This is a genomic window from Sodalis glossinidius str. 'morsitans' (assembly GCF_000010085.1).
In the GTDB taxonomy this organism is placed as follows: Bacteria; Pseudomonadota; Gammaproteobacteria; order Enterobacterales; family Enterobacteriaceae; genus Sodalis; species Sodalis glossinidius.
Genome location: NC_007712.1, coordinates 1,267,947 through 1,288,679 on the forward strand (window position 1 = coordinate 1,267,947; position 20,733 = coordinate 1,288,679).

A 20,733-nucleotide genomic window follows, 5' to 3' on the forward strand; every position below is an offset into this window, starting at 1 on the left:
AAAGCGGGAGCGGGTGTTGTGGTGCCCAAGGGTGAGTCGAGGGAGATTATTGGCGACGGCAGTGGCCTTGTGCCGCGTATCGTGAATGCCAGCACAACAGTTGCGGGCATCACCCAGCTTAGCAGCGCCATAGACAGCGACAGCGAGACGCTGGCTGCGACGCCAAAGGCGGTGAAGGCGCTCGCTGATACTCTCAGTAGTGGCCGCCTGCTGAATATCCAGTCCTTCACCAAAAGCGGCATCTATACGCCGACGCTGGGGACACGGAAAATCCGCGTGAAATGCTGAAGCGCTACTTGATGTCACGCCCCTTTCGTCCGTAAGCGTTGAGGTGGACACGGGTGGTGCGGGGGGGACAAGAATTGCTTTCATTGATGAACCCATCGATGGTACTTACGTGACAATCGGCGCTGGAGGAGAGGCGGTTACAAATGTTGGCGCAGTGGGTAACCCGGGTGGGGATTCAATCTTTGGTAATTTAATGAAGGCCAATGGCGGTACAACGGATTTCGGATTAGGGGGAAGCAGCTCTGGCAGTGGTTTTGGGATTGATGGTGGTAACGGTACAAGCGGAGGATCTCAAGGAAATAGTACTGTTGGAGGCGTTTCTTACTGGGGAGGCGGTGGAACTGGCGTGAATGCTAGTGAATCTTTATCTGCTAGAGCGCATGGTTCTGGGGGGGCAGGTTTTGGTTCAAGCAGTACATCGTCTGGTAGTGGTGCAAATGGCATTTGTATTATAGAGGAATATTCTTGATGAAAAACTATGCTGTCATAGAAGATGCCGTAGTGACCAATTTTGTTGTATGGGATGGTAAGTCTGAATGGCGTCCAGAAAAAGGAAAAGCAGTACTTGCCTCTGAAGGCGTAGGCATTGGATGGAAATATGTTAATGGAGGCTTTAAACGGCCAGATACACCTTCATTACCGCATAAAGAATATGTAGCACTGGCTGAACAAGAAAAGGTATCACTGCTAAATAACGCAAGACAGAAAATTCTTGTATGGCAGGTTAAGCTGGCTATTGGAAAAAAGCTCACGGATATTGAGATTTCTCAATTGAACTTATGGCTTGATTATATTGATTTACTTATTTCCGTTGACACGTCTACGGCACCTAATTTTAATTAGCCGCCTATCCCATGATTGGCATTAATCATTGGAAATAAAATCAAATTTTGCGAGCTATTTTTTTTGTGAATCGTGAATCAATGATTTTATTGATAAAATGCGAAAGGATAATAATAACTAAAAATGTGATAACTAAGCTAGAGCTGTATCGGACACCTTCTTTTTCAAGTATGCGTAGAGTTATATATCCTATAACTGAATGTAGAGCGTAGAATGGAAAGCTGATTTTTGCAAGGTAAGAAATAATTTTTATATCTTTAAAATGATCTAGATTTATATAAGCAATAAAAAACAGAATTATTGCATACGTGTAATTAAAGCTTATTAGCTTGTGAAGAGGGGGGCTGTATATCATGTGGTGCGAAACAATAAAGCTGGCCATGGAAAAGACTCCAAGAAAAATAGTTTCAGTAGTGCCTTTTATATTGGAGTATGCAAGGTAGAAGCACAGTCCTATGTTTATGTAGTTTATGAAAATCACATCAGAAATAAAAGCAGTTATCGCTGAATGATTTTCATTAGCTGATACTAAGTAAGAAAAACAAATAGAGCACAATCCAAATCCCAAGATGAACGGGCTGGCATTTTTTATGATTATACTTCTGAATGTAGTATATAAAAGATAAAGCTTTATCTCTATTGCTAATGTCCAGTTAACAGCATCAATAGACTTGATGCCAACTAGGTTATTAATTAAAGCAACATTAGATATAATATCACTAATTGTTAGGCTTGGCTTGTTTGACCAGAAAAAAATTGATGTTGAATAAAGAACTATTATCATAATAAACATTGATGCGATATACGTTGGGTAAATCCTAATCAGCCTTGCCTTAATGAAAGGTATTCTTTCTTTAGATTTTAATGAAAAAGATACAACAAAACCGCTGATGATGAAGAAAATCGCAACGCCAAAAGGTCCATAATTGAATTCGGGTATGCCAGGAGTGATAATTCTATATATATTCAATATCAATTTCTGATGGCGGTGAAAATGTCAAATCAGAAACAACATCTTTATGAATGGCATAAACACCTATCCAATGTACAATAACCACGCATAAGAAGGCTAACACCCTTAATTGATCTGCAAAAACCACTTTGTCATATTTATTATTCATCGAATCAACTTTCATTTATTATTGGGTATCCTTGAAAAGTATATATGTTGCAATTTCACTTCTTCTAATCATCTATACCAATAAAAAAATAGGCTAAATTAATTTAATATCAAAATCTGAGATTAAGGATAATATTATCATTTCATCTGTCATAGATGGGTAATGATCTCTAAATTCTTCTACTGATGTTGAAGAGAAGCTGTAGAGAGCTGAATTTACAGTGTTTTTCTTCTCATCCAAGAAAAGGGGGAAACTTTCCGTTCTTGAATGTAATAATTGAACACCAACTAAGAAAAAATTATTGGTTTTTTGTTCTAATGCTTTCGTCAAGGCATCAAAATTGTTTATAAGATCACGATTCCCACGACTTATTATAATAAATAATTTTCCTTCATCAGATTTCAACAATTCCTTAAATCTAGAGACTGCTCGTGAATAGTAATTATAGTTCTCCTCGATTGTGGTGTCTCTATGCGTAAAAAACTCTTTAGTTCCATAATGCTCCTGAAAATAAATATGTGTAGCACCTGGTTCACTGCTACCATTTACCCTATTGCCCGTAACAAACTTATGTTGACGTTTATCAAGAAATAACTCAAATTCATCATTTAGACAATCAATAACCACTTCGGGACTAGAAAAAATCCAGTCAAAAGGAAATGATGCCTTTTTCAAACCATACTTTTTTAATATACTAGCTGTCAAGCAATGGCTACCTAACGAGACAACATGAGAAATAGGCAGTCCATTTATTTTTTTACTTCCAAAATTAATATGCAACTGGTTATTTTGTAGCTGTGTCTTTTCATCTTTAAGTTCTGATGAATCACATGTAGGACTATTGCAAATCTTAGGCAGTTGTTCAGAACTGCGTGATAGGCTTTCTGAGGCAGTATTATCAGCATTGAATTTCAAAAGGTTTTTTACATAACCCATGACTCTGTGTTTATCAAGTATATTCATATTTTGTGAAAGTGTTGTTGGCTGATGAGATATTGCAGGTTTTAGGTTAAAAAAATAACCCAGCCTTAAACCTAGCTACGCTGCTGGGAAAAATCAAGAAAAGCAGAGAAACTACTAGCGCGTCAAATCATCCAGCTCATGGTCAGATAGGCCAGTGCATACTTTGACTACATCGCGATCCATGCCACGGGCAAGCATCTGGCGAGCGATACTGCGGGCTGATTCCTGCCGACCTTTCTGCTCGCCAAGCTGGATGCCTTCTTGACGTCCTTCTTGCCGCCCGAGTTGGATGCCCTTCTGGATGCCCTTAGCTTCAAGCTGCTCTGCAATGGTCATGATGTCCTCCCGGTAGTCTGTTGCTTTGGTGGCGATATGCTGTAGGAATTGCGACTCATCCGAAGTATTTCCCCGCTCCGCGATATAGTACATCAGGCTACGGAACTGCTCTTTCGGTATCGCCCATAGATTGAGCAGACGAGCGATATCAGCAGACAGTTCTAGCATGTCCCGCGTTCGGATGTACTTCTGCACCAATTCTAGCAGCGCTACCCGCCGATGAGACAGTATTTCATCATCCGGCATAGCGGTGATATCAACCAGCGGGAACGCTTGCCTGTAGACTGATTCTGCCAGTTCAGGGTCAGCAAAGCAATCCAGCCATTGGGTGCTGTATGGATACGGCGACGTGGTGCCATGATAGAACAGGAGCGGAATGATCACCGGCAACTGGTCGTTGCCCTGCTCCAGATGCCGCTGCATGGCCGCTACCGCATACCGTAGCAACCGAAACGCCATCAGCTTCTCAGGGCGGCTCTGGTGTTCGATGAGGCAGTAGACGTAGCCGTCATGGCCCGCAGTGGTCTTCATCGAGTACAGCATATCCGAGCATTGGCTCTTGAGGTCATCTTCGATAAACGAGCCGGACTCCATCGCCAGTGTGCCGAAGTCGCAGCGCTCCCGCAGATGCGGCGGCAGATGGATTTCCAGAAAGTCCCTGGCGACCGCGATATCGCCGAGGAACTTTTTGAACAGGGAATCATGTTGAGATAGTGAGGACTTGGACATCGATGCAGTATACCGTGATCATGAAAATCTAACCATTGAAATAATTTATATAATTATCAAGTGAATTTACGATAAATAATCATAATTTCATAAATTATTGCAGTAGCACCTTGTATTTTTGCTGACTTCTCATAGTGCCAGATTAGTGACGTCACTAGAGTGCCATAATAGTGTCATTAGAGTGTCACAATTTGCCACTTTCCCATTTGTGAATGCAGATTAGGCCAGTATTTACAATGACTTAAAAATATACCTACTATCTTCTAAGCCGTAGGTCACAGGTTTGAATCCTGTAGGGTATACCATTTAACATCAGAGCATCCCTATGAACGTTAAATAGACACTCTGCTATGCTGGAGCAAATGTGAGCCACTGCAGGTTAAAACAAGCCATCTCTTTGTATTACATGCTGAATCAAACGTTAAAGCGCATCGCGCTAAACCCGCTAGATACTTACCCAGCCTCTTAACGTCAGTAATGCTAAGTGGAACGTTTCTTATACTTTTTTCTATCCCTGAGTAGAGATCACGCCATCGGCTTGGATATCAAGCAAGAAAACTGTAGAATTAAGATGGTAGAAGATGTATTAATGGAAAAATATGAATCTGCAAATTAATTGGTCTGTTATTTTCGAGTCCGCTTCTAAAGGGCGGATTCGCGGTGCATTTAACCTGGTCATTTTTTTACCAACAGAAGTTAACCCCTTCTCTTAGAAGTTTCTTGGGGGCATAATTGCTTAATCCCACAATTTGGCAATATTCCTTCAGCCCTCTGATCGAATTAACGCCCATTTTTTCGTAAATTCTGATTAACCTATTCTCAACGGTTCTGAATGAGATCGCTAATCTTTTGGCAATATCTTTCGCTGACAATTTCTGTATCGCCTAAATAATGATGTCTCATTATCTTTCGTGAAAATATCAACAGGTGCGGTCAATGATATTATTGAGGGTAGATGTTATCCAATAAATCGTGAATGAGTACATAATTAAATTTTTTGGCATAATATATTGTTCTTAATGAATCATCATCCTTATTTTTTTACAGAAACTGTGGTGAATAGTAAGGTTCAAATCTTTTATCTCGCCAGCTAGTAGTATGAGGTGGATATAATCTCAGCGCCATCGATGCACTGCTCTGCTATCCAGCGCGAGATATTCGGCTTCCATTGTTGCCCATTCACACGGGAACTCAGCATCTTTTTTTCCTTCGTAATCAGATCCCTTCCCTTGGGGGAATTCAAAAAATCTAAGCAGGATTTATTCATATAGACATCTCTAGATTCAGTGTCCTTTATCCCCCAAGATATAGGTGCATTTTCTAACATTGTTCTTGTTGAAAGGGTATTAAGAGATTGCAGAGTTAATATTTTATCGTCAATTAATGCATTATAAGCATCCATGATGTAGTCTCCCGTGTTTACTTCGTATGCACTCCTCAGCAAATTTTCAAAATTACACATGTATTCACCCAAGTAAAGAGTACATTCCCCCAGTTAGACAGGGAGTCGATATAATCTCGTTGAGATAGAAAAATAAAAGTTGTGGCATTTCATCATGGCGGTAAAGAGTCATTGATGGCGTTCATCAGGAGCGTGTTCCGGGCTAAGGACGATAGGTGTGTTGATAAGTGGACATCCTGGTGTAACCCGTTTCTGTTTACTTATCCCACAACCTTTTCCTGACATGTTGCTCGTTCATGTGACTGATAACGATAGCGAGACCGCTATGACATGGCGGCCGGTAAGTGTATTTCCCTTGATAATAGTACCAACAAAATGTACGCCTTGAGCAGTCTCTGGAAACATACTGTTGCAGTATGTCAACAGACCGTATCTGTAGTTGAAAGGCGCTGATGTGACCAAAAAGGGCCGTAAGCCGGGGTAATAAACAACGTGATAACTGCGTTATGCTCAGGCACTGAGGATGCTAGACGCGTCAGTTGAAGAATGAAGGATGGCGCAGCCTTGATGGAGAAAACCGTCACGCAAGCATCGTCCTGAATCAGGTGCGCTTGTTGTTGGATTTTTCAGGGTGTCAGGGGAAGGGGTGCACTTTCCCTAAAAAGCAATAGTACAGCCGTTTTCCGGTTTGCGCTGCCCGCTTCTTTGTCTTGTTCGGTTTTGCATATCACATTGGGCTCTGGGCTAAGGCGAGAGCCACTATTCTTCAGGGTAATAACGGCTTTGTTGAATAAACCGATTTTATGCTGCCCCTCCAGTGCAACTGCTGATCCTGGCAACGTAAAATCATGCAATTAGGCCGCGTAAGAAAACGGCACACCTAGAGTGACAAGCATTTTCCGCCAAAACGAGTATGGCAAAACAGCATGATTCCCTATTATTCAACAAAGCCGGTAATAACATTCCATTGCCTGCAAGTTGTCCTCCGGGTCCCGATAGGCAATAGAACGATACTCGGTAACATCGTGGCGGTCGAACCATCGCTGAAAGTGAGCTGCGTTTGGCGCATCGCCATCAACGTACTGGCGATAGCCTTGGTCGTCAACGCGCCGTTTGCGTTGATCTCCTGTACGGCTAAATTTAGCAGCTGTGTTTGTAGCGATATCCCAAGGCATATATCCGTTCCCCCATTCCAAATATGAATCCACTGAAGTGCAGCATCGTCGTTATATCCGGCATTTGCCTAGCAGACTCAGGTGCCAGGGGCAGATTTCGCGGATGGCGAAAAGTCATAAGCTTATTTTCCACTCACGAACAGGCGTAACTTTTCGGGATTATCCACACTGTATTACGGCGACAAATAATGTGCTGCGGGCCGGCTGGTTGCCATATTATTAAAACCACGCGGTGTGCCGGGGCTGTCATTATTTTTAGCCATTGCAATCGTAGAACTCCGTTGTTAAAATGTTTCCTTTAGGATCCTGGTAAACAATAAAATGCTCATGGAAATTGATTTTTGCCGATGAGCCGTCGTTAAACCTGATTTGTGTTTGCCGTGTTGCTCTTAGAATCTGAGCCAGGGCAGTTGTAGTGACATAGCCATAATGTTCAATCTCTCGCACCGCAAGCTCCAAATGGATTTGACAAAAATTTATTGCTATAACATCTCCGCAATTAAACATTTTTTTCTCCTCCCGTTAACTTATGATGATAAATCATTTCAGCTTAATAAAAAAATTAAAATTAGCTTATTTTATCGGCAACATTATTCTTTTCCACGGACCGCAATGTGCTATACGCAACGGAGAGGGCGGCAACGCCACCCGCGGCTGGTTAGATGAATTAACAAGTCCGCGTTGATTATGCTTGGGAGACGACGCATTAGCGGTGTGATATCCATTGCGTCACCGCAATTTATTGCGTGCCTAATGAGATAAGCGGCTCGTTACATAATGCCTGTGACTGGTCCCGTGCGGTCTAGGTTTAAAAAAACGGATCCATAATGGCTGAAGAGCCATATTACCGTGTGCGAAACATATTGATTATTAATTCTGAATTTCATAACAGCATCGCTATTAAACCAAAGCTCGTTTGTTGACTCTGTCATTGAGTAAGGTCGTTGCGATGCGTGTGTTTTTGCTTGCTCACGACGAGCACAACAGATTGCTGTAAAGGATTAAACGATTGATGGGGTAAAAAATGAATCTGCTAAGTTGCCTGAAATACGGTGAGCAAACCTTATTAATCGTGGAATCAATCAAGCAGGAGAACGAACGTGAGCCAGATAATCCCATTGCTGAATTATGAAGAGGGATACCGGGAGACGCCTTATTACGATAGCCTCGGATTTCCAATGGTGGGAACAGGCATTCTGTTGGGACCAGAGGGCACGCCACTTTCCTATTATACCTTTACCCTTCTAAGGAAGTTTCAGACGTTTGGTTGCAGAATATCGTGAACACGGAAATTGATCAGATGTGCGCTACCCCTAAGATCTGGGCGGCCATGAAGGTATGTAATGGACCCCGCCAGGACATTCTCATTAGTATGGCTTATCAGATGGGGGTGAAAGGACTGGCCAAATTTGCCAATACGTTGGCGTTCATCACAGCGGGTAATTATACCGGGGCGGCGGCCGGGATGTTAACGAGTACCTGGGCGCAGCAAACCCCAGCGCGTGCCAAACGGCACGCCGAGGTAATGCGCACGGGATCATTTGTAGCTTATCAGAGCGTGTTTTAAGAATAACAGGCGCCCGCGTCGGGCCGAGAGTTATTATCAAATCTGGTGTATGGCGATCAGGCTACGTTCTGCTCTGCTCTGATGCTTCGTGAATCTGTTCTCCATCCTGAAATTGGACGTTGTTTACCACCAGGGTCAGCAGGTCAAATCCTCTTAGCCGGTTCCAGCTTTTCTGAGCAGACTGGAGCAGCTTAAATACCATTGACAGGGTGGTTTCTCTCGAACCACACCCAACAGCGTTGGTGCTGCGTGTCCGGGAATATCTTTGCCATTGCGTTCCAAAAACCAAGGACACCGTCTCCCGTAGCCAGCTTGGGAGATACGGTTAGGCCACCTGCTTGCAGGCCATTGAGAAGTTCGGCCCAGTTTGCTTCTGATTCTCGATAACCCTCTTCGACCGCAACCAGCTCCTGACGTCCATGCTCAGTGACGCCTGATAATGACCAGTAGGCAAAGGCGATCATCTTGCCTGACATGGCTGTATATGCCATCAGCCCAGAAATAAACGTAGCGCGTATCGCTTAAATCACGCAGGCACCATTGCCTGTGCACTTCAAGCCATTGCTGTTTCAGTCTGCTGATGGTACTCGCGGAGAGGCCGTGGGCTTTTTCACCGAGTAGCGCCCCCAGGGCTTCATGAAAATCACCGGTGGATATGCCTCGCAGATACAGCCATGGCAGCAACGCTTCGACGCTTTTTGCTCGCTTCAGATAAGGCGGCAGCAACGCGCTGTTGAACGCTGTGGCAAATAACCGTTACGGACGACGGCATGACGCCCATCGTCAAGACGGCGTTCAGCATGGCTTCGAGCTCAGCCTCAACGACGGCGGCCATCAGTTGTCTGGCACCATGACGGATGAGTGCATGCAAGGGATCATCGGTAATATCTGGTTCTGCGGAGACCTGTAGGGTAGACTTTTTCATGGCGTATCATCTCTCTGTTGTTGAAATCATCCACGAAATCAATCAGCAGGATACGCCACCCTCTCCGAAACCTCATACACCAGAAATGAGCGTAACTCAGAACTCTTTATTGATAACCTGCTGTTTTATCTATTTATTTAAAATCTATAAGGAGATGCTTAAGCGTTTAGTACATTATTCATTTGAAAAACAGTAACGCCTGCATTCAAGTAGATGCTTTCTGGTGACAACAACAGGTATGCTTTAGGCATTCTCCTCGAATGAAAGCAGGCATTCAGATTTATATCGGTCAAAGTTAATTGGCAACATGAGTCAGTTAACTGGGAGCGGATACGCAAAAAAGGAACACTAACAATGACGACCTTATGCTCGGTCGGAGTGAGAAGCGTTAACATCAACCTTATAAAATAGGGAATCATGTCAACGCGATGATGCTATCTGAACATTACAGACAAGTTTTTCTGGCGTAGCAGAGCTTTCCGAATTACCTCTTAAAAATTAACTTATAACTAACTGATTTAAAATGATATATAACTTTTATTTTAGTGTGAAATTCCCACTTTTACAGCGTAACTATCAGCATTGTTCCCCTTTGAAGGGAAGTTGAAGGTGGTTGGCGTGCGTAAAATCAGGTAAAAATCTCATCCAGTATTCTGGCAAACGCAGCTAAGGAACGGCTTTTTCATAGCATCTCCACCGCGTTTCTGATGGCTGTTGAGCTGTCTGACGCGTCAGTATCTTGGAGATCACTGCCCGAGTAGTGCCCGGGCATGTCCGGTATCCATTGAGAACCGGACTCCGAGCTGACGTGTCACATCCATTGCAAACACCCGTGTGTACCATTGTAGACTTTGCGTCTTTATGGCCCATCAGGGTCTGGATCACCTTCTGTGGCACCTGTGCTGAACAAGGTGCATCGCAAACGAATCCCGGAATGTCTTGGGTGTGATGGGCCGGATAGAGAAAGTGACGCTGTCATGTTTAGCGGCCTTAACCGCCTGGCTTATCCAGCTGCGGGCGGTGTCTTCACTCCTGGCATCCCAGAGCCGGGCGCCGGCGGCAGGCGGCACGGTCGCGAACCATTCACGGAGTCGCTGAACGAAAGCAGGATCGGTGAGGGGCACGGCACGCGGCGGATTATCGCGTATTTCCGCTTCCACTTCCCGCTGGGCCTGCTGCTGCTCCTTTGTCGGCCGGCCGCGGCGCCGTGAACGGCTAACGGCGGATTCTTCAAGGCGACGCTGCTTGAGGGTACGCAGCACCACAAACGGCGAAGAGAGAGGGGTGTGCCGGTCAGCGGATCGTCCAGCACAAAATCGCCCCGTGTAAGCGGCAGAATTTCATTGAGCCGGCCCCCCGTGTTCCAGAGGGCATCGATAAACAGACGTTTGCGGAGATCGGTCACCTTTGAAAGCAGCACGGCTACTTCGGGGGCCAGCAGGTAGCGCGGCATGTCGGTGCCGTAGGCGGCCGCCAGGTTGCGCAGCGCGACCGCACTTTCGTAGTCAAAATAGCGGGCGGCGCCCGTTCTGGTCAGATTGTGATCACTGGAGTCGCTGTATGAAATCTGCGTCATTTTCGCAGGGAAAAAGTACCCAAACTTTCGTTCTCCGTTGTCTGCGGGTGTTGAACGTATTTTCGCGCATCTGTAAAGCGTTTTCGACGAGAATAAATCGATCCGCACCGGATCCTCATCGGATAGGTTTTTAGGCTTTTCTTCCATATTCGGAGAATAACCTGGTAAGCCGGAAATAAAAAGTGGATTTTCATGGTGTCTCCCCGCACAGGATGTACTCCTAAGTAACTGATATGTATGTGTAAAAATAAAGGTTAGGGGCAGGGAGAGTCATCCAGGTACTCCAGGCTCAATGCCTGGTGCTTAAAGGAAATAGAAGCGAGCACGCAGGCTGCCACGTCTGAGGCAGTAAGGTGCACCCGGCTTTTCGTTTACAGTCGGCCGGTTTTTGCATACCAGCTACACCCAAGCCAGCTTATACTCCGCCATAAAAGTAACGTCATGAAACTTTCACAGATATGCATAAATAGAATAGGCGACACAGGCGAAACAGAATCAAATCAGAGCCGGATTTAATATCATCTGCAGAGCGAACGGTAGAGGAAAATAAATCATTCTGATGACTGATTCTTTATTTTTGTCAGCTCCCTATTAATGAAGAAAAACATTAATGCTAAAGAAGGTCTGATGAGAGCCAATTTAATCGAAAGTTAAAAAGAAGCATCATTCATGACAGCATAACGGCAATATTTTACTGTATGACTATAGAGTCACCATACCTGTATTTTAATGTAATTCGGGTCATCATATTTGCTGTTATGTATTGCGTCGGTTATCAGGAACACAACGCAGTAAGGGCTGATAAGCCACTGAGTGATGATGCGATTTCGCATCAGATAAAAACCGGTATGAACCTTCATGATATCCGGGAATAGCTGACAAAAAGATGTCTGTCTGGGAAGGTTCAAAAAGGATATAGCGACACTACCCCTTAAAATTCTGGAGCTGGCCAGAGCGTGCACTTTAATCTTGAATCAGAACTTTCGTTTCAGCAGGCGTGATCCGGGATTTTACGAAATCTTAGTGAATACCCCGACAGAAGAAATCTTTTATGAATATTTATCCACTGGCTTTAAATTGTGGATAAACGTATGCTGGATATTATCAAAGAATTTCAGCTGAACTTTCCTGAAGAAAAGATATTTTCGCGGCTTTGTTGAATAAATCAGAACTTGTGTGATTATGCCCCCCTAGTAGATCGATTGTTATGCGATCCGGATGCTGTTCGGCATTCCTAACAGCGTCATTTTGTTAAGCGCTTTGACCATCGCCATTGCCTCACCTACCTGCGCATCATAGCCATACAGACTTAGATGATCGCCCATAAGCGTTTTGAACCGGAATATAGCTGTTTTAGCCACTGAACGTCGATGATAGCCCACTTGCTTTTTCCATACATCGTTACTGCCGCTTAGACGCTGATTCGCAACGGCGTAGTTACGCTCATGGTATCGGTCTGGCCAATATTGCGCCCCACCTCGTGGAGAAATAAAAGGCCTTATTTTCTTCCTCAGCAGAGCATCATGACAGTAGCGGGTATCGTAAGCGCCATCAGCCGACGCTTCCCTGATTTTCCGCTGGGTCTGGTTTATCAGAGCTGGTAGGGCCTGAGCATCCGTCGTACCGCTGAGCGATAAGTCAGCACAGATAATCTCATGCGTTACACTGTCTGCGGCCATATGCAGCTTACGCCACACCCTCCGTCTGTCGGCACCATGCTGTCGGACTTTCCATTCGGTTCCGTCAATGACTAGAGGTGAGATTTCACCACGGGTCGGCGTTTTTATGCTGATCTTAACTGTCTTTGCTCGCTTGCTGATCAGTGAGTAGTCTGGGCATCTTAGCGGCAGTACCATCAGTTTAAAAATGGTGTCAACGAAGCCCTGTAACGCGCTTAACGAAAGGCCAAACACGCGTTTCATCATCAGAACAGTGGTGATAGCCATATCTGCGTAGTGAAGCGGCCGGCCACGCCGTTCAGGCGTTGTTTTTTCCGTCCATGCAACAATTGCCGACTCATCCAGCCATATCGTTAGAGCCCCGCGCTGCTTGAGAGCTTTGTTGTAAGTGGACCAGTTGGTTATTTTAAACTTTTGCTTTGCCATGGAGTGCAGATGTTGAAATGACGGTAGTGATCTGAGCAGACGATCACCTAAAAGTTATATTTATTCAACAAAGCCCTGAGTATGAAGAAAGGAGGAGTCGGATACTATCCAAAACATAATTTTCTTCATATCGACACAGGACCTTTCAGGAACTGGTAAAAGGGCAACAGTTGCCAGTTCTGAACGTCCTGTTTTTTTGTGATACGGGAAAGTTATCTGAATAATTTATTATGAATGTTCATCGTGGCAGTCGTCGTAAAACCTCTTTTGAAAAATATGGTTCATCCTCTACCCAGAATATATAATCAAGTCCAATATTTTGATTGGCAAACTGTATGATGTCATTAACAGTATTTTTCTTTCCTGTTCGCGGGTTAATCTGCCGCAGGTTTCCTTCCTGTACGGCCATGCCTTTTACAAGCGTGTCAGGATAGGTTTTGAAAAAGCCGTAAGTCTGGGCCATATGGCTTTTACGGAAAGGCATCAAATCCGGCCCACCTATACCTATATGCAATTTTCAGTTTCTGCAAATAAGCTTCGTATATAACCCTTGTCCTGCCATGGAAGCCATTCACCCGGAAGGAAGTTCAGATAAACCATAGCAATTGATTTACTAAATGCATTGCGTAAAGCATGCATATTAGATTTGATGGAATTGACATAAATCTGTGGGTCAAAGTCAGGCGGGAAAACGGTTGAGCCGTCTGGTTTTTCTGTACCGATTTCAATTGAATTTTTGCTATATTTATTTCTTCAATTCTTCCATACAAACTCTGTACCCAGGGCTACTACGAGGTTCTGAAAACGCTCGCGTACCGGTTTTTCCCACATTTTAGCTGCCCAGCTGTATTCTTCTTCAGCGGCCGGTTTGTTGGGGTCACGTTCAGGAGCGGTAAGTATGCTTTGTTTCAGAACACCACCCTTGTAAATCGGGTCATTCAAAATGTAGTTAGGCACATTTTTAACATAGGGTACAAACGATTTATCCTGAAGCTGGATCCAGAGTTTTTTTATTAATATATATAAAATTATTAATATAATAGAAATTATATTTCCATTTTTACGGCTCAAGACTTCTCCAGGTGCATACAATCTGTGCGCCTTTAAAGCGAGAATCCTTTAATGCTTTGTCAGAGTGGATGTTTTTACCTCCTGTTTCTCGGTGGGGAAAATAAATGAAATTTTCAGGATTGTTTGCCGAGGCTGACTGGATGCTATTCATAAATAGCATGAAGCATAAAAATAATAATCTCATCTTAAGATGTTTCCTTTCGATGTAAAAAGTTTGCTAGTGGATTAATGTATCTTGATTTCGATTAGTTTTCAAAGTGAGTGTTAAATTACCGAATTAAATGTGAATGATTGTTGAGCGAGGAAAAAGTATAACTTCACCTATCGAAAGAGATTTTTGATGTACGGCAGGATAAGAAAGCCGGGCATTCTTATCCTTATGTTATGTGCTGTCAGAATTATTCTGATTTCAGAAAACTGCTGATAATTCGGTAGGCTGTTTCAACACGGGCTGGGTTGGGATAGCTCTTATTTGGCCAGCATGACGATACCTACATTTTTTACTCGGTATAAAAGCGATGTAAGTGCCAAAACTATTAGTGGATCCAGTTTTATGCACCCATGAAGAAGATGACATTGGTTGAGAAAGATTAAGCTCCTGCGTTTCGTGCGGCTTAAGGGCCACCGCATTACTGCTTCCATCGATGATTTTCTGAGGGTCTGCAGGCCAGTTGTACATCTCAAATCCAAGCCCCTGATACATGCCATCGGTCAGAAAATACCGGGCTTGCGCCTTCTCTATGGCCTGCGTCAGCACAGGCATGCTTATTAACGTTTCAGGACGCATGTTGGCCATCAGGTAGCTTACCATGTCCTTTACCGTTGACTTCACGCCGTAGGCCTCAGCATCCAGCATGCCCGGCGATACCCGCACCGGTTCCCCCTTCCTGTAGCCCCAGGCGTAATCCTTTTGCGCAGACTGAGGGACGTTAATGTAGGTGTGTTACAGGCGCAGGGGCTTAAGGATGTTACTGGTTAGGTACTGTTCAAACGTCAGCCCACTCTTTTTCACCATCAGGTGTCCGAACAGGCCGATACTGGCATTGGAGTAACTCCTGACCGTCCCGGGTGCGTACTGAGGCTGCCACGTCTGATAATAGGTTTTCATCGGTGACCGCGTCCGGTAGCTGAAGAGGCAGGCCGCCTGCGGTATAGGTGGTGAGGTGTAGCATCCGGATATTATCCCAGGGGGCGGTCGGCAGCGCAGGCCAGTATTTGCGCACCGGATCGCTGAGGTCAGCGATGCCTTCCGTCAGAGCATATCCGGCTGCCAGACCGGTAAAAGTTTTACTGACAGAGCCCAGCTCAAAAATAGTATTTTCGCTGACGGGAATACGCGCTTTCGTGTCCGCCAGGCAGTAGCTGTAGGTCTGCGCTTTTCCATTATAAACAATCCCCACCGCCATGCCCGGGATGCTCTCTTTTTCCATCAGCGGGCGGATGTTACTGTCGACAATTTCTTTAACCTGGCTCTAAGGCATCAGGGGTTGCGACGCGTATGAGGTGACCGCCACTGCCAGGGAGGCCAAAAGGAGGCAGGCGTAAGTAATCTTTTTCATATTGATTACGTTCCGGTGTATGAATGAAAGGCAGTAAGTTTGCGGGTTGAACTTTTGCACACTTTAGTTACGAATCGCAATCAATTATATTTGGCGGCAGCCAACAAATAAACTTACAGGACAGCCATGACTCGCAGCTATCTTCCGTTGAATTCACTCCGGGCTTTTGAAGCCGCCGCGAGGCATTTGAGCCTGACCAAAGCGGCCATTGAACTTAACGTTACTCATGCGGCTGTTTACACGAATCTCAAGAGGGCTGCAGCTAACGCCTGAAGGCGAGGGCTTACAGCCGATACTTAATCAGTCCTTTGATACTATCGCCAGCACGCTCGATAGCTTTCTCAGCGGCCGGGAGCGAGTGAGGCTGAAGGTGGGCGTGGTGGGCTTTTCTGACGGGCTTTCTTCTGTCTGAGCTGAATGATTTCCGGCAGAAACACCCGCATGCGGAGCTGATTCTTTCGTCGAACAACAACCGAGTGGATCTGACCGATGAGGGACTTGATTACGCGATCCGGTATGGCAGCGGCGCCTGGCACGGAACCGACGTCGTTTACATATGCGACGCGCCCCTTTCCCTGCTGTGCACGCCGGCGTTAGGACGAAAGCTGAAAAGGCCCGCGGATGTGCTTCAGTTTACCCTGCTGCGTTCCTGCCGACGCGATGAATGGTCAGCATGGCTTCAGGCGTCGGGAGAATTGCCGCCAGGACCCACGCAGCGCATCATGATGTTTGATTCATCATTAACTATGGTGAAGGTAGCGCTGACCGGTGCAGGCGTGGCACTGGCGCCGCCTGACATGTTCAGGCAGCAACTCAGGGACGGAAGTCTCTGTAGGCCATTCAGTCAGTCTGTGGACCTAGGAGGATACTGGCTGACCAGCCTGCAGTCGCGCTCGCAGACTGCAGTCATGCAGGAGTTTACTTCATGGCTGCTCAGCTGGGCAGGTGAGGAAGATACGGATTAACAGCAGGATATAGTGTAATGCCGACCGTCTGCAGCTCAGTTTTCTGCCTGATGAAAACGTTTGGAGAAAGGTCTAACACGCTGCTCATGGCTTCGCATTTACACATCAGGCTTCGGTTCGCAGCCTCCGGACATGTTACCGCGCCAGACGCAGCATAACTTTCTGATGTGGGAAGCAAGTTCACTGTGTGAATAATTTCCATAACCGGCCACCGCCAGAGTTTACCGCCGGTTGTAATCTTGAAAACGCAGACAGGGCCGCTTGCAGTCCCTTCCGCCGTAGCCGTACCTGACTAGACAAAAGTTTACACACCTGTACTTGGTGTTTCTGTTGTCGTGACATAGAATACCGGAACTTTTCTCTGAGGCTGCGGCATGATGATATCGCCCCAACGCGCAAAACTGATTCTGGCACTGGTTTGTCTGGTGCTGGCGTTTTGTCTTGTGCAACGCAGCTTCAATCTGCCGGCGCAGCCTGTGGCGCCCATTAGTGCCTCCGAGCATGCAGACCACCCTGACGATATTGCAGGCAGCGATAAGCCCTGCGCGCTGGGCGCAAAATCCCTTATCGGCAATGCGCCCTTGCTTGATACTGCGTTACCGTTTCTTGTTCTGCTTCTGGCGCTGATCGCCACGCTTTTTCAGGCTGTTTCGGCCACCTGCTATCGCCGCGCGCTGCTTCTGTCGCCGCTGCAACGGCGACATCTGCTCCTCTGCGTTTTCCAGGAATAGCATCACGCGTCACACCGCGTAAATCCTGTTATTCACTGGAGAAAAACACATGAACGTTCTGATCAGGAGCCTGATGCTCCTGCTGGCTGGCTGCGCGTTTGTCGCGCAGGCCGCCGATAGCGGTTGGCTGAGAAATGAGCAAAACAGCCACGCCGAAGTGCGCCTGCGCAGCGCCGTGCAAGGTCAAGACCAGCAGTTGCTGCTGGATATCCGCCTTCAGCCTGGTTGGAAAACCTACTGGCGCACGCCGGGCGAAGGTGGTGTCGCGCCGGACATTCGCTGGCAGACAACCGGCGCAGAGGCACAATGGTACTGGCCAACACCGGCACGCTTTGATGTCAGCGGTCTGACCACGCAGGGCTACAAAGGCGACATCACGCTGCCCATCGAAATCCGTAAACTGGCTGGATCGACGCTGGCTGGTACGCTCACGCTTTCAACCTGCAGCGATGTCTGCATCCTAACGGATTTTCCGTTCAGCCTCGATCTCAGTAAGCCGACAGACGACAGCTTTGCACGTGACTACGCGCGGGCAATGGGGCAGATCCCGCCCACGGGCGGGCTGACTGATAAGCTGGATGCCAGCTTTATTAACGGCGAACTGCAGATCCGCGCGCAGCGCCAGCAGGGATGGCACCAGCCGGAACTGTTCTTTGACTATCCCCAAGGCAGCATGCTAGCGGCACCGCAGATCAGCGTAAAAGGTGATACCTTTGAAGCACGCGTGCCAGTTACGGACGAATGGGGCGAAACCGCACCGGATCTGCGTGGTAAAACCCTGTCGATGGTGATTGCCGATGGCGGTATGGCTCAGCAGAGCAGCGTCGTGCTGAGCTCACAGCCACTGTTAGACGGGAAAGGCGTAAACACTACCTTCTGGTCCGTGCTGCTGCTGGCGCTGCTTGGCGGCCTGATCCTCAACCTGATGCCCTGCGTGCTGCCGGTGCTGGCGATCAAGCTCAGCAGCCTGGTGCAGCAGCAGGGACAAACCCGTCATCAGACGCGCCAGCAGTTCCTTGCCTCCAGCGCCGGCATCCTGTTCTCGTTTCTGCTCTTGGCGCTGCTGATGACAGGCCTGCGCCTGAGTGGTCAGGCGCTGGGCTGGGGAATTCAGTTCCAGAGTGGCGGCTTTCTGCTGCTAATGGCGCTGGTAATGTTCCTGTTCAGCGCGAGCCTCTTTGACCTACTGCATTTTCGCCTGCCGTCCGGCCTTAATACCCGGCTCGCTACCGTGGGCGGTAACGGCCTTACGGGCCATTTCGGCCAAGGGGCTTTTGCCACGCTGCTGGCCACGCCTTGCAGCGCGCCGTTTCTCGGTACAGCAGCCGCCTACGCGCTGACCGCGCCGCTGCCACAGCTGTGGCTGCTGTTTGCTGCGCTCGGCATAGGCATGAGCCTGCCTTGGCTACTGGTCGCAGCACTGCCGGGTCTGGCGCGCTGCCTGCCGCACCCGGGTCGCTGGATGATGCACCTGCGCACGGTGCTGGCGTTACTTATGCTGATGGCGACAATGTGGCTGGTTACTCTGCTGATCCCGCACTGGGGCGCAACGTTTGCCGGCGTGCTGGCCGCCTTGCTGGTGTTGGTGCTAGCTGTCTGGCTGATCAGTCGCCGCGCGCTGCAGCAGGCGGGCATCACCTTAATCACCCTGACACTGGCAGGCGCGCTATTCCTGATCACACGCATTGAGCCGGAAGAGGAGACTCTGCACTGGCAGCCACTGACCGAAGCCGCGATAAATCAGGCGCTACAGCAGAACAGACGCGTGTTTGTCGATGTCACTGCTGACTGGTGCATCACCTGCAAGGTCAACAAATCCCGTGTTCTCAGCCAGCCCGACGTGCGTAAGGCGCTTCAGGCTGACGATGTGGTATTGCTGCAGGGCGACTGGACTCGACCTGATCCGGCAATCAGTGAATTTCTGCGCCGGCGCGACAGCGTCGCCATTCCCTTTAACCAGATTTATGGCCCGGCAATGCCGCAGAGCCGAATTTTATCCCCGTTGTTAAGTCGCGACGCGGTGATCTCAACTCTTTCTGAGGCAAAGAAATGAAGAAAAAAAACCTGTTGCTCTCCCTGATTTTTCTGACTCTGCCTGCGCTGGCCGCAGCGCCGTTCAACTCTGAGCAGGAAGTGCTCATCAAACAGCTGATCCGTGAAACGCTGGTGCAGAATCCCTCTATTCTGGCCGAAGCAGTGGCGGAGCTTGATAAAGAAGCTGCGAGACAGCAGCAGAGTGTGGTGGCGCAGGTGGTGGAGAAAAACCATGAGGCGCTGTTCAACGATGCCGGTTCTCCACGTATTGGCGCAGCCCGGCCGGCGCTGACGCTGGTCTACTTCACCGACTACAACTGTGTGTTCTGTAAAAAATTTGAAGCTGATATCGAAAAGATGCTCAAAGCCAATCCGCAGGTGGCGGTGGTGCTTAAACCGCTGCCGTACCGCGCAGAAAGCTCGCTGACCTCCGCGCGGCTGGCGCTTACGGTATGGGAACAGCAGCCCGGCAACTTCCTCAAACTGCATGAGCGTCTGATGTCTAAAAAAGGTAATCACGATGAAGCCAGTATCAAAGCTGCGATGGAGAAAAACGGCATTAAGCTCGATGAGCCCAGCAAAACCAGCCTGGATACTGTCAACCTTAACCTGACGCTGGCGCAGCAGCTGGGCGTACAGGGCACGCCGGCAACACTTGTGGGCAATCAGCTCATCAGCGGTGCCGTACCCTATGCGCAGCTGGAAGCCGCGGTGAAGAACGTGCTGGAGGCGAAACCTTAATGTCGCGTTTGACACGAGTGGTACGTGAAGTGGCAATGCTGGCGCTGATTGCCACTGCGATAATGTTCGGAATGGACTGGTTGCGCGCGCCACAGCTGCCGGACAATCTGGCGCAGCCGCCGCTCAGCGCGATGCAAGGCGAGGTCGATTTGGCACAGCTCAGCCAGCAGAGTCCGGTGTTGGTATATGTCTGGGCCAGCTGGTGTGGCGTCTGCAAACTGACCACGTCTACCGTAGCGTCGCTGAGTCGGAATGGCACGCAGGTGGTGAGCGTGGCGCTGCGTTCTGGCAATGATGCCCGCGTGGCCACCTGGCTGGAAAAAAAGGGCGTGCAAGGCATTGCCATCAATGATGAAAGCGGGGTGCTGGGGCAGCGCTGGCAAATCAATGCCACACCCACCTTTATGGTGTTATATAAAGGCAGGGTGGTCAGTACTACCAGCGGCTGGACCAGCAGCCCCGGGCTGAAGCTGCGCCTGTGGTGGGCAACAAAATATGCCTGACGAATGTGGCACCTGCGGGTGTCGCACTCTTTAATGTGAGTCGAACGCAGCATGCCTCTGAAGCATAAATGCCGCTTATTGACGCCTTAGTTCAGAAGG

Annotated in this window: 16 protein-coding genes and 5 pseudogenes; 9 read left to right on the plus strand and 12 right to left on the minus strand. The window is 47.7% G+C overall.

The features are described from left to right. Nucleotides 1-84: 84 nt before the first annotated feature. The 3 genes and pseudogenes from SGP1_RS36185 to SGP1_RS06510 form a co-directional block, all read left to right on the plus strand. A pseudogene (locus SGP1_RS36185) lies at nt 85-189 on the plus strand (tail fiber protein); the annotation flags it as partial. Between the two features lie 142 nt (nt 190-331). Then, complete coding sequence (locus SGP1_RS31365) at nt 332-757, plus strand: hypothetical protein (protein ID WP_166506520.1); 426 nt, start codon at nt 332-334, stop codon at nt 755-757. Next, nucleotides 757-1,131 carry a tail fiber assembly protein gene (locus SGP1_RS06510; RefSeq protein WP_041866698.1) on the plus strand — a complete coding sequence of 125 codons (375 nt, stop codon included), beginning with the start codon at nt 757-759 and terminating at the stop codon, nt 1,129-1,131. The genes SGP1_RS31365 and SGP1_RS06510 overlap by 1 nt, the downstream gene beginning before the upstream one ends. A 40-nt stretch (nt 1,132-1,171) precedes the next feature. Here the strand turns inward: SGP1_RS06510 and SGP1_RS06515 are convergent, their stop codons facing one another. From SGP1_RS06515 to SGP1_RS06560, 9 genes and pseudogenes are all read right to left on the minus strand, one after another. Then, nucleotides 1,172-2,101 (minus strand): acyltransferase family protein, encoded by a 930-nt coding sequence (locus SGP1_RS06515; protein WP_158302347.1) that lies wholly within the window; start codon nt 2,099-2,101, stop codon nt 1,172-1,174. After that, complete coding sequence (locus SGP1_RS29260; RefSeq protein WP_148203398.1) at nt 2,088-2,267, minus strand: hypothetical protein; 180 nt, start codon at nt 2,265-2,267, stop codon at nt 2,088-2,090. Before SGP1_RS29260 ends, SGP1_RS06515 begins: the two co-directional genes overlap by 14 nt. Nucleotides 2,268-2,345: 78 nt before the next feature. Then, the gene (locus SGP1_RS23570; RefSeq protein ID WP_011410628.1) at nt 2,346-3,215 is read right to left on the minus strand and encodes a DUF1796 family putative cysteine peptidase; all 870 of its coding nucleotides are present in this window, start codon (nt 3,213-3,215) and stop codon (nt 2,346-2,348) included. A 114-nt stretch (nt 3,216-3,329) separates the two neighbouring features. Continuing rightward, a complete protein-coding gene (locus tag SGP1_RS06525) occupies nt 3,330-4,280 on the minus strand; it encodes an Rpn family recombination-promoting nuclease/putative transposase (RefSeq protein WP_011410629.1) in 951 nt (316 codons plus the stop codon). 683 nt (nt 4,281-4,963) lie between these two features. Further along, nucleotides 4,964-5,152, minus strand: coding sequence for a helix-turn-helix transcriptional regulator (locus tag SGP1_RS26775; protein WP_083764694.1), 189 nt, complete (start codon nt 5,150-5,152; stop codon nt 4,964-4,966). Nucleotides 5,153-5,370: 218 nt separating this feature from the next. Beyond that, entirely contained in the window at nt 5,371-5,682 is a 312-nt protein-coding gene (locus SGP1_RS26780) for a hypothetical protein (protein WP_148203399.1), read from the minus strand. A 2,803-nt stretch (nt 5,683-8,485) separates the two neighbouring features. Next, a pseudogene (locus SGP1_RS25490) lies at nt 8,486-9,349 on the minus strand (IS256 family transposase). A gap of 1,003 nt (nt 9,350-10,352) precedes the next feature. Continuing rightward, the gene (locus tag SGP1_RS06555) at nt 10,353-11,072 is read right to left on the minus strand and encodes a hypothetical protein (protein ID WP_011410630.1); all 720 of its coding nucleotides are present in this window, start codon (nt 11,070-11,072) and stop codon (nt 10,353-10,355) included. A gap of 1,058 nt (nt 11,073-12,130) precedes the next feature. Continuing rightward, the gene (locus SGP1_RS06560) at nt 12,131-13,030 is read right to left on the minus strand and encodes an IS5 family transposase (protein ID WP_011410631.1); all 900 of its coding nucleotides are present in this window, start codon (nt 13,028-13,030) and stop codon (nt 12,131-12,133) included. A 72-nt stretch (nt 13,031-13,102) separates the two neighbouring features. On the opposite strand from SGP1_RS06560, the pseudogene SGP1_RS26785 reads away from it, so the two are divergent. Then, nucleotides 13,103-13,189: pseudogene (locus tag SGP1_RS26785) on the plus strand (DUF882 domain-containing protein); the annotation flags it as partial. Nucleotides 13,190-13,268: 79 nt separating this feature from the next. On the opposite strand, the gene SGP1_RS23590 reads toward SGP1_RS26785, so the two are convergent. The 3 genes and pseudogenes from SGP1_RS23590 to ampC all read right to left on the minus strand — a co-directional run bounded on the left by SGP1_RS23590 (nt 13,269) and on the right by ampC (nt 15,531). After that, entirely contained in the window at nt 13,269-13,517 is a 249-nt protein-coding gene (locus SGP1_RS23590; RefSeq protein WP_148203400.1) for a hypothetical protein, read from the minus strand. A 266-nt stretch (nt 13,518-13,783) separates the two neighbouring features. Beyond that, nucleotides 13,784-14,101, minus strand: coding sequence for a hypothetical protein (locus SGP1_RS23595; protein ID WP_148203401.1), 318 nt, complete (start codon nt 14,099-14,101; stop codon nt 13,784-13,786). Nucleotides 14,102-14,510: 409 nt separating this feature from the next. Beyond that, nucleotides 14,511-15,531, minus strand: a pseudogene (gene ampC, locus SGP1_RS06570) (class C beta-lactamase). 255 nt (nt 15,532-15,786) lie between these two features. Here ampC and SGP1_RS06575 point away from each other — a divergent pair. From SGP1_RS06575 to SGP1_RS06595, 5 genes and pseudogenes are all read left to right on the plus strand, one after another. Further along, a pseudogene (locus SGP1_RS06575) lies at nt 15,787-16,625 on the plus strand (LysR family transcriptional regulator). A gap of 374 nt (nt 16,626-16,999) precedes the next feature. Then, entirely contained in the window at nt 17,000-17,356 is a 357-nt protein-coding gene (locus tag SGP1_RS06580) for a hypothetical protein (protein WP_041866701.1), read from the plus strand. Between the two features lie 49 nt (nt 17,357-17,405). Continuing rightward, nucleotides 17,406-19,409 carry a protein-disulfide reductase DsbD family protein gene (locus SGP1_RS06585; protein WP_011410632.1) on the plus strand — a complete coding sequence of 668 codons (2,004 nt, stop codon included), beginning with the start codon at nt 17,406-17,408 and terminating at the stop codon, nt 19,407-19,409. Beyond that, nucleotides 19,406-20,131, plus strand: coding sequence for a DsbA family protein (locus SGP1_RS06590; protein WP_011410633.1), 726 nt, complete (start codon nt 19,406-19,408; stop codon nt 20,129-20,131). Before SGP1_RS06585 ends, SGP1_RS06590 begins: the two co-directional genes overlap by 4 nt. Next, a complete protein-coding gene (locus SGP1_RS06595; protein WP_011410634.1) occupies nt 20,131-20,634 on the plus strand; it encodes a protein disulfide oxidoreductase in 504 nt (167 codons plus the stop codon). Before SGP1_RS06590 ends, SGP1_RS06595 begins: the two co-directional genes overlap by 1 nt. Nucleotides 20,635-20,733: the final 99 nt, after the last annotated feature.

What these genes read in the sequence shown, in the direction of transcription:
- SGP1_RS06510 (WP_041866698.1), top strand. Translation starts at nt 757, where the DNA reads ATGAAAAACTATGCTGTCATAGAAGATGCCGTAGTGACCAATTTTGTT.
- SGP1_RS29260 (WP_148203398.1), bottom strand. Translation starts at nt 2,267, where the DNA reads ATGAAAGTTGATTCGATGAATAATAAATATGACAAAGTGGTTTTTGCA.
- SGP1_RS23570 (WP_011410628.1), bottom strand. Translation starts at nt 3,215, where the DNA reads ATGAATATACTTGATAAACACAGAGTCATGGGTTATGTAAAAAACCTT.
- SGP1_RS06525 (WP_011410629.1), bottom strand. Translation starts at nt 4,280, where the DNA reads ATGTCCAAGTCCTCACTATCTCAACATGATTCCCTGTTCAAAAAGTTC.
- SGP1_RS26780 (WP_148203399.1), bottom strand. Translation starts at nt 5,682, where the DNA reads ATGGATGCTTATAATGCATTAATTGACGATAAAATATTAACTCTGCAA.
- SGP1_RS06555 (WP_011410630.1), bottom strand. Translation starts at nt 11,072, where the DNA reads ATGGAAGAAAAGCCTAAAAACCTATCCGATGAGGATCCGGTGCGGATC.
- SGP1_RS06560 (WP_011410631.1), bottom strand. Translation starts at nt 13,030, where the DNA reads ATGGCAAAGCAAAAGTTTAAAATAACCAACTGGTCCACTTACAACAAA.
- SGP1_RS06580 (WP_041866701.1), top strand. Translation starts at nt 17,000, where the DNA reads ATGATGATATCGCCCCAACGCGCAAAACTGATTCTGGCACTGGTTTGT.
- SGP1_RS06585 (WP_011410632.1), top strand. Translation starts at nt 17,406, where the DNA reads ATGAACGTTCTGATCAGGAGCCTGATGCTCCTGCTGGCTGGCTGCGCG.
- SGP1_RS06590 (WP_011410633.1), top strand. Translation starts at nt 19,406, where the DNA reads ATGAAGAAAAAAAACCTGTTGCTCTCCCTGATTTTTCTGACTCTGCCT.
- SGP1_RS06595 (WP_011410634.1), top strand. Translation starts at nt 20,131, where the DNA reads ATGTCGCGTTTGACACGAGTGGTACGTGAAGTGGCAATGCTGGCGCTG.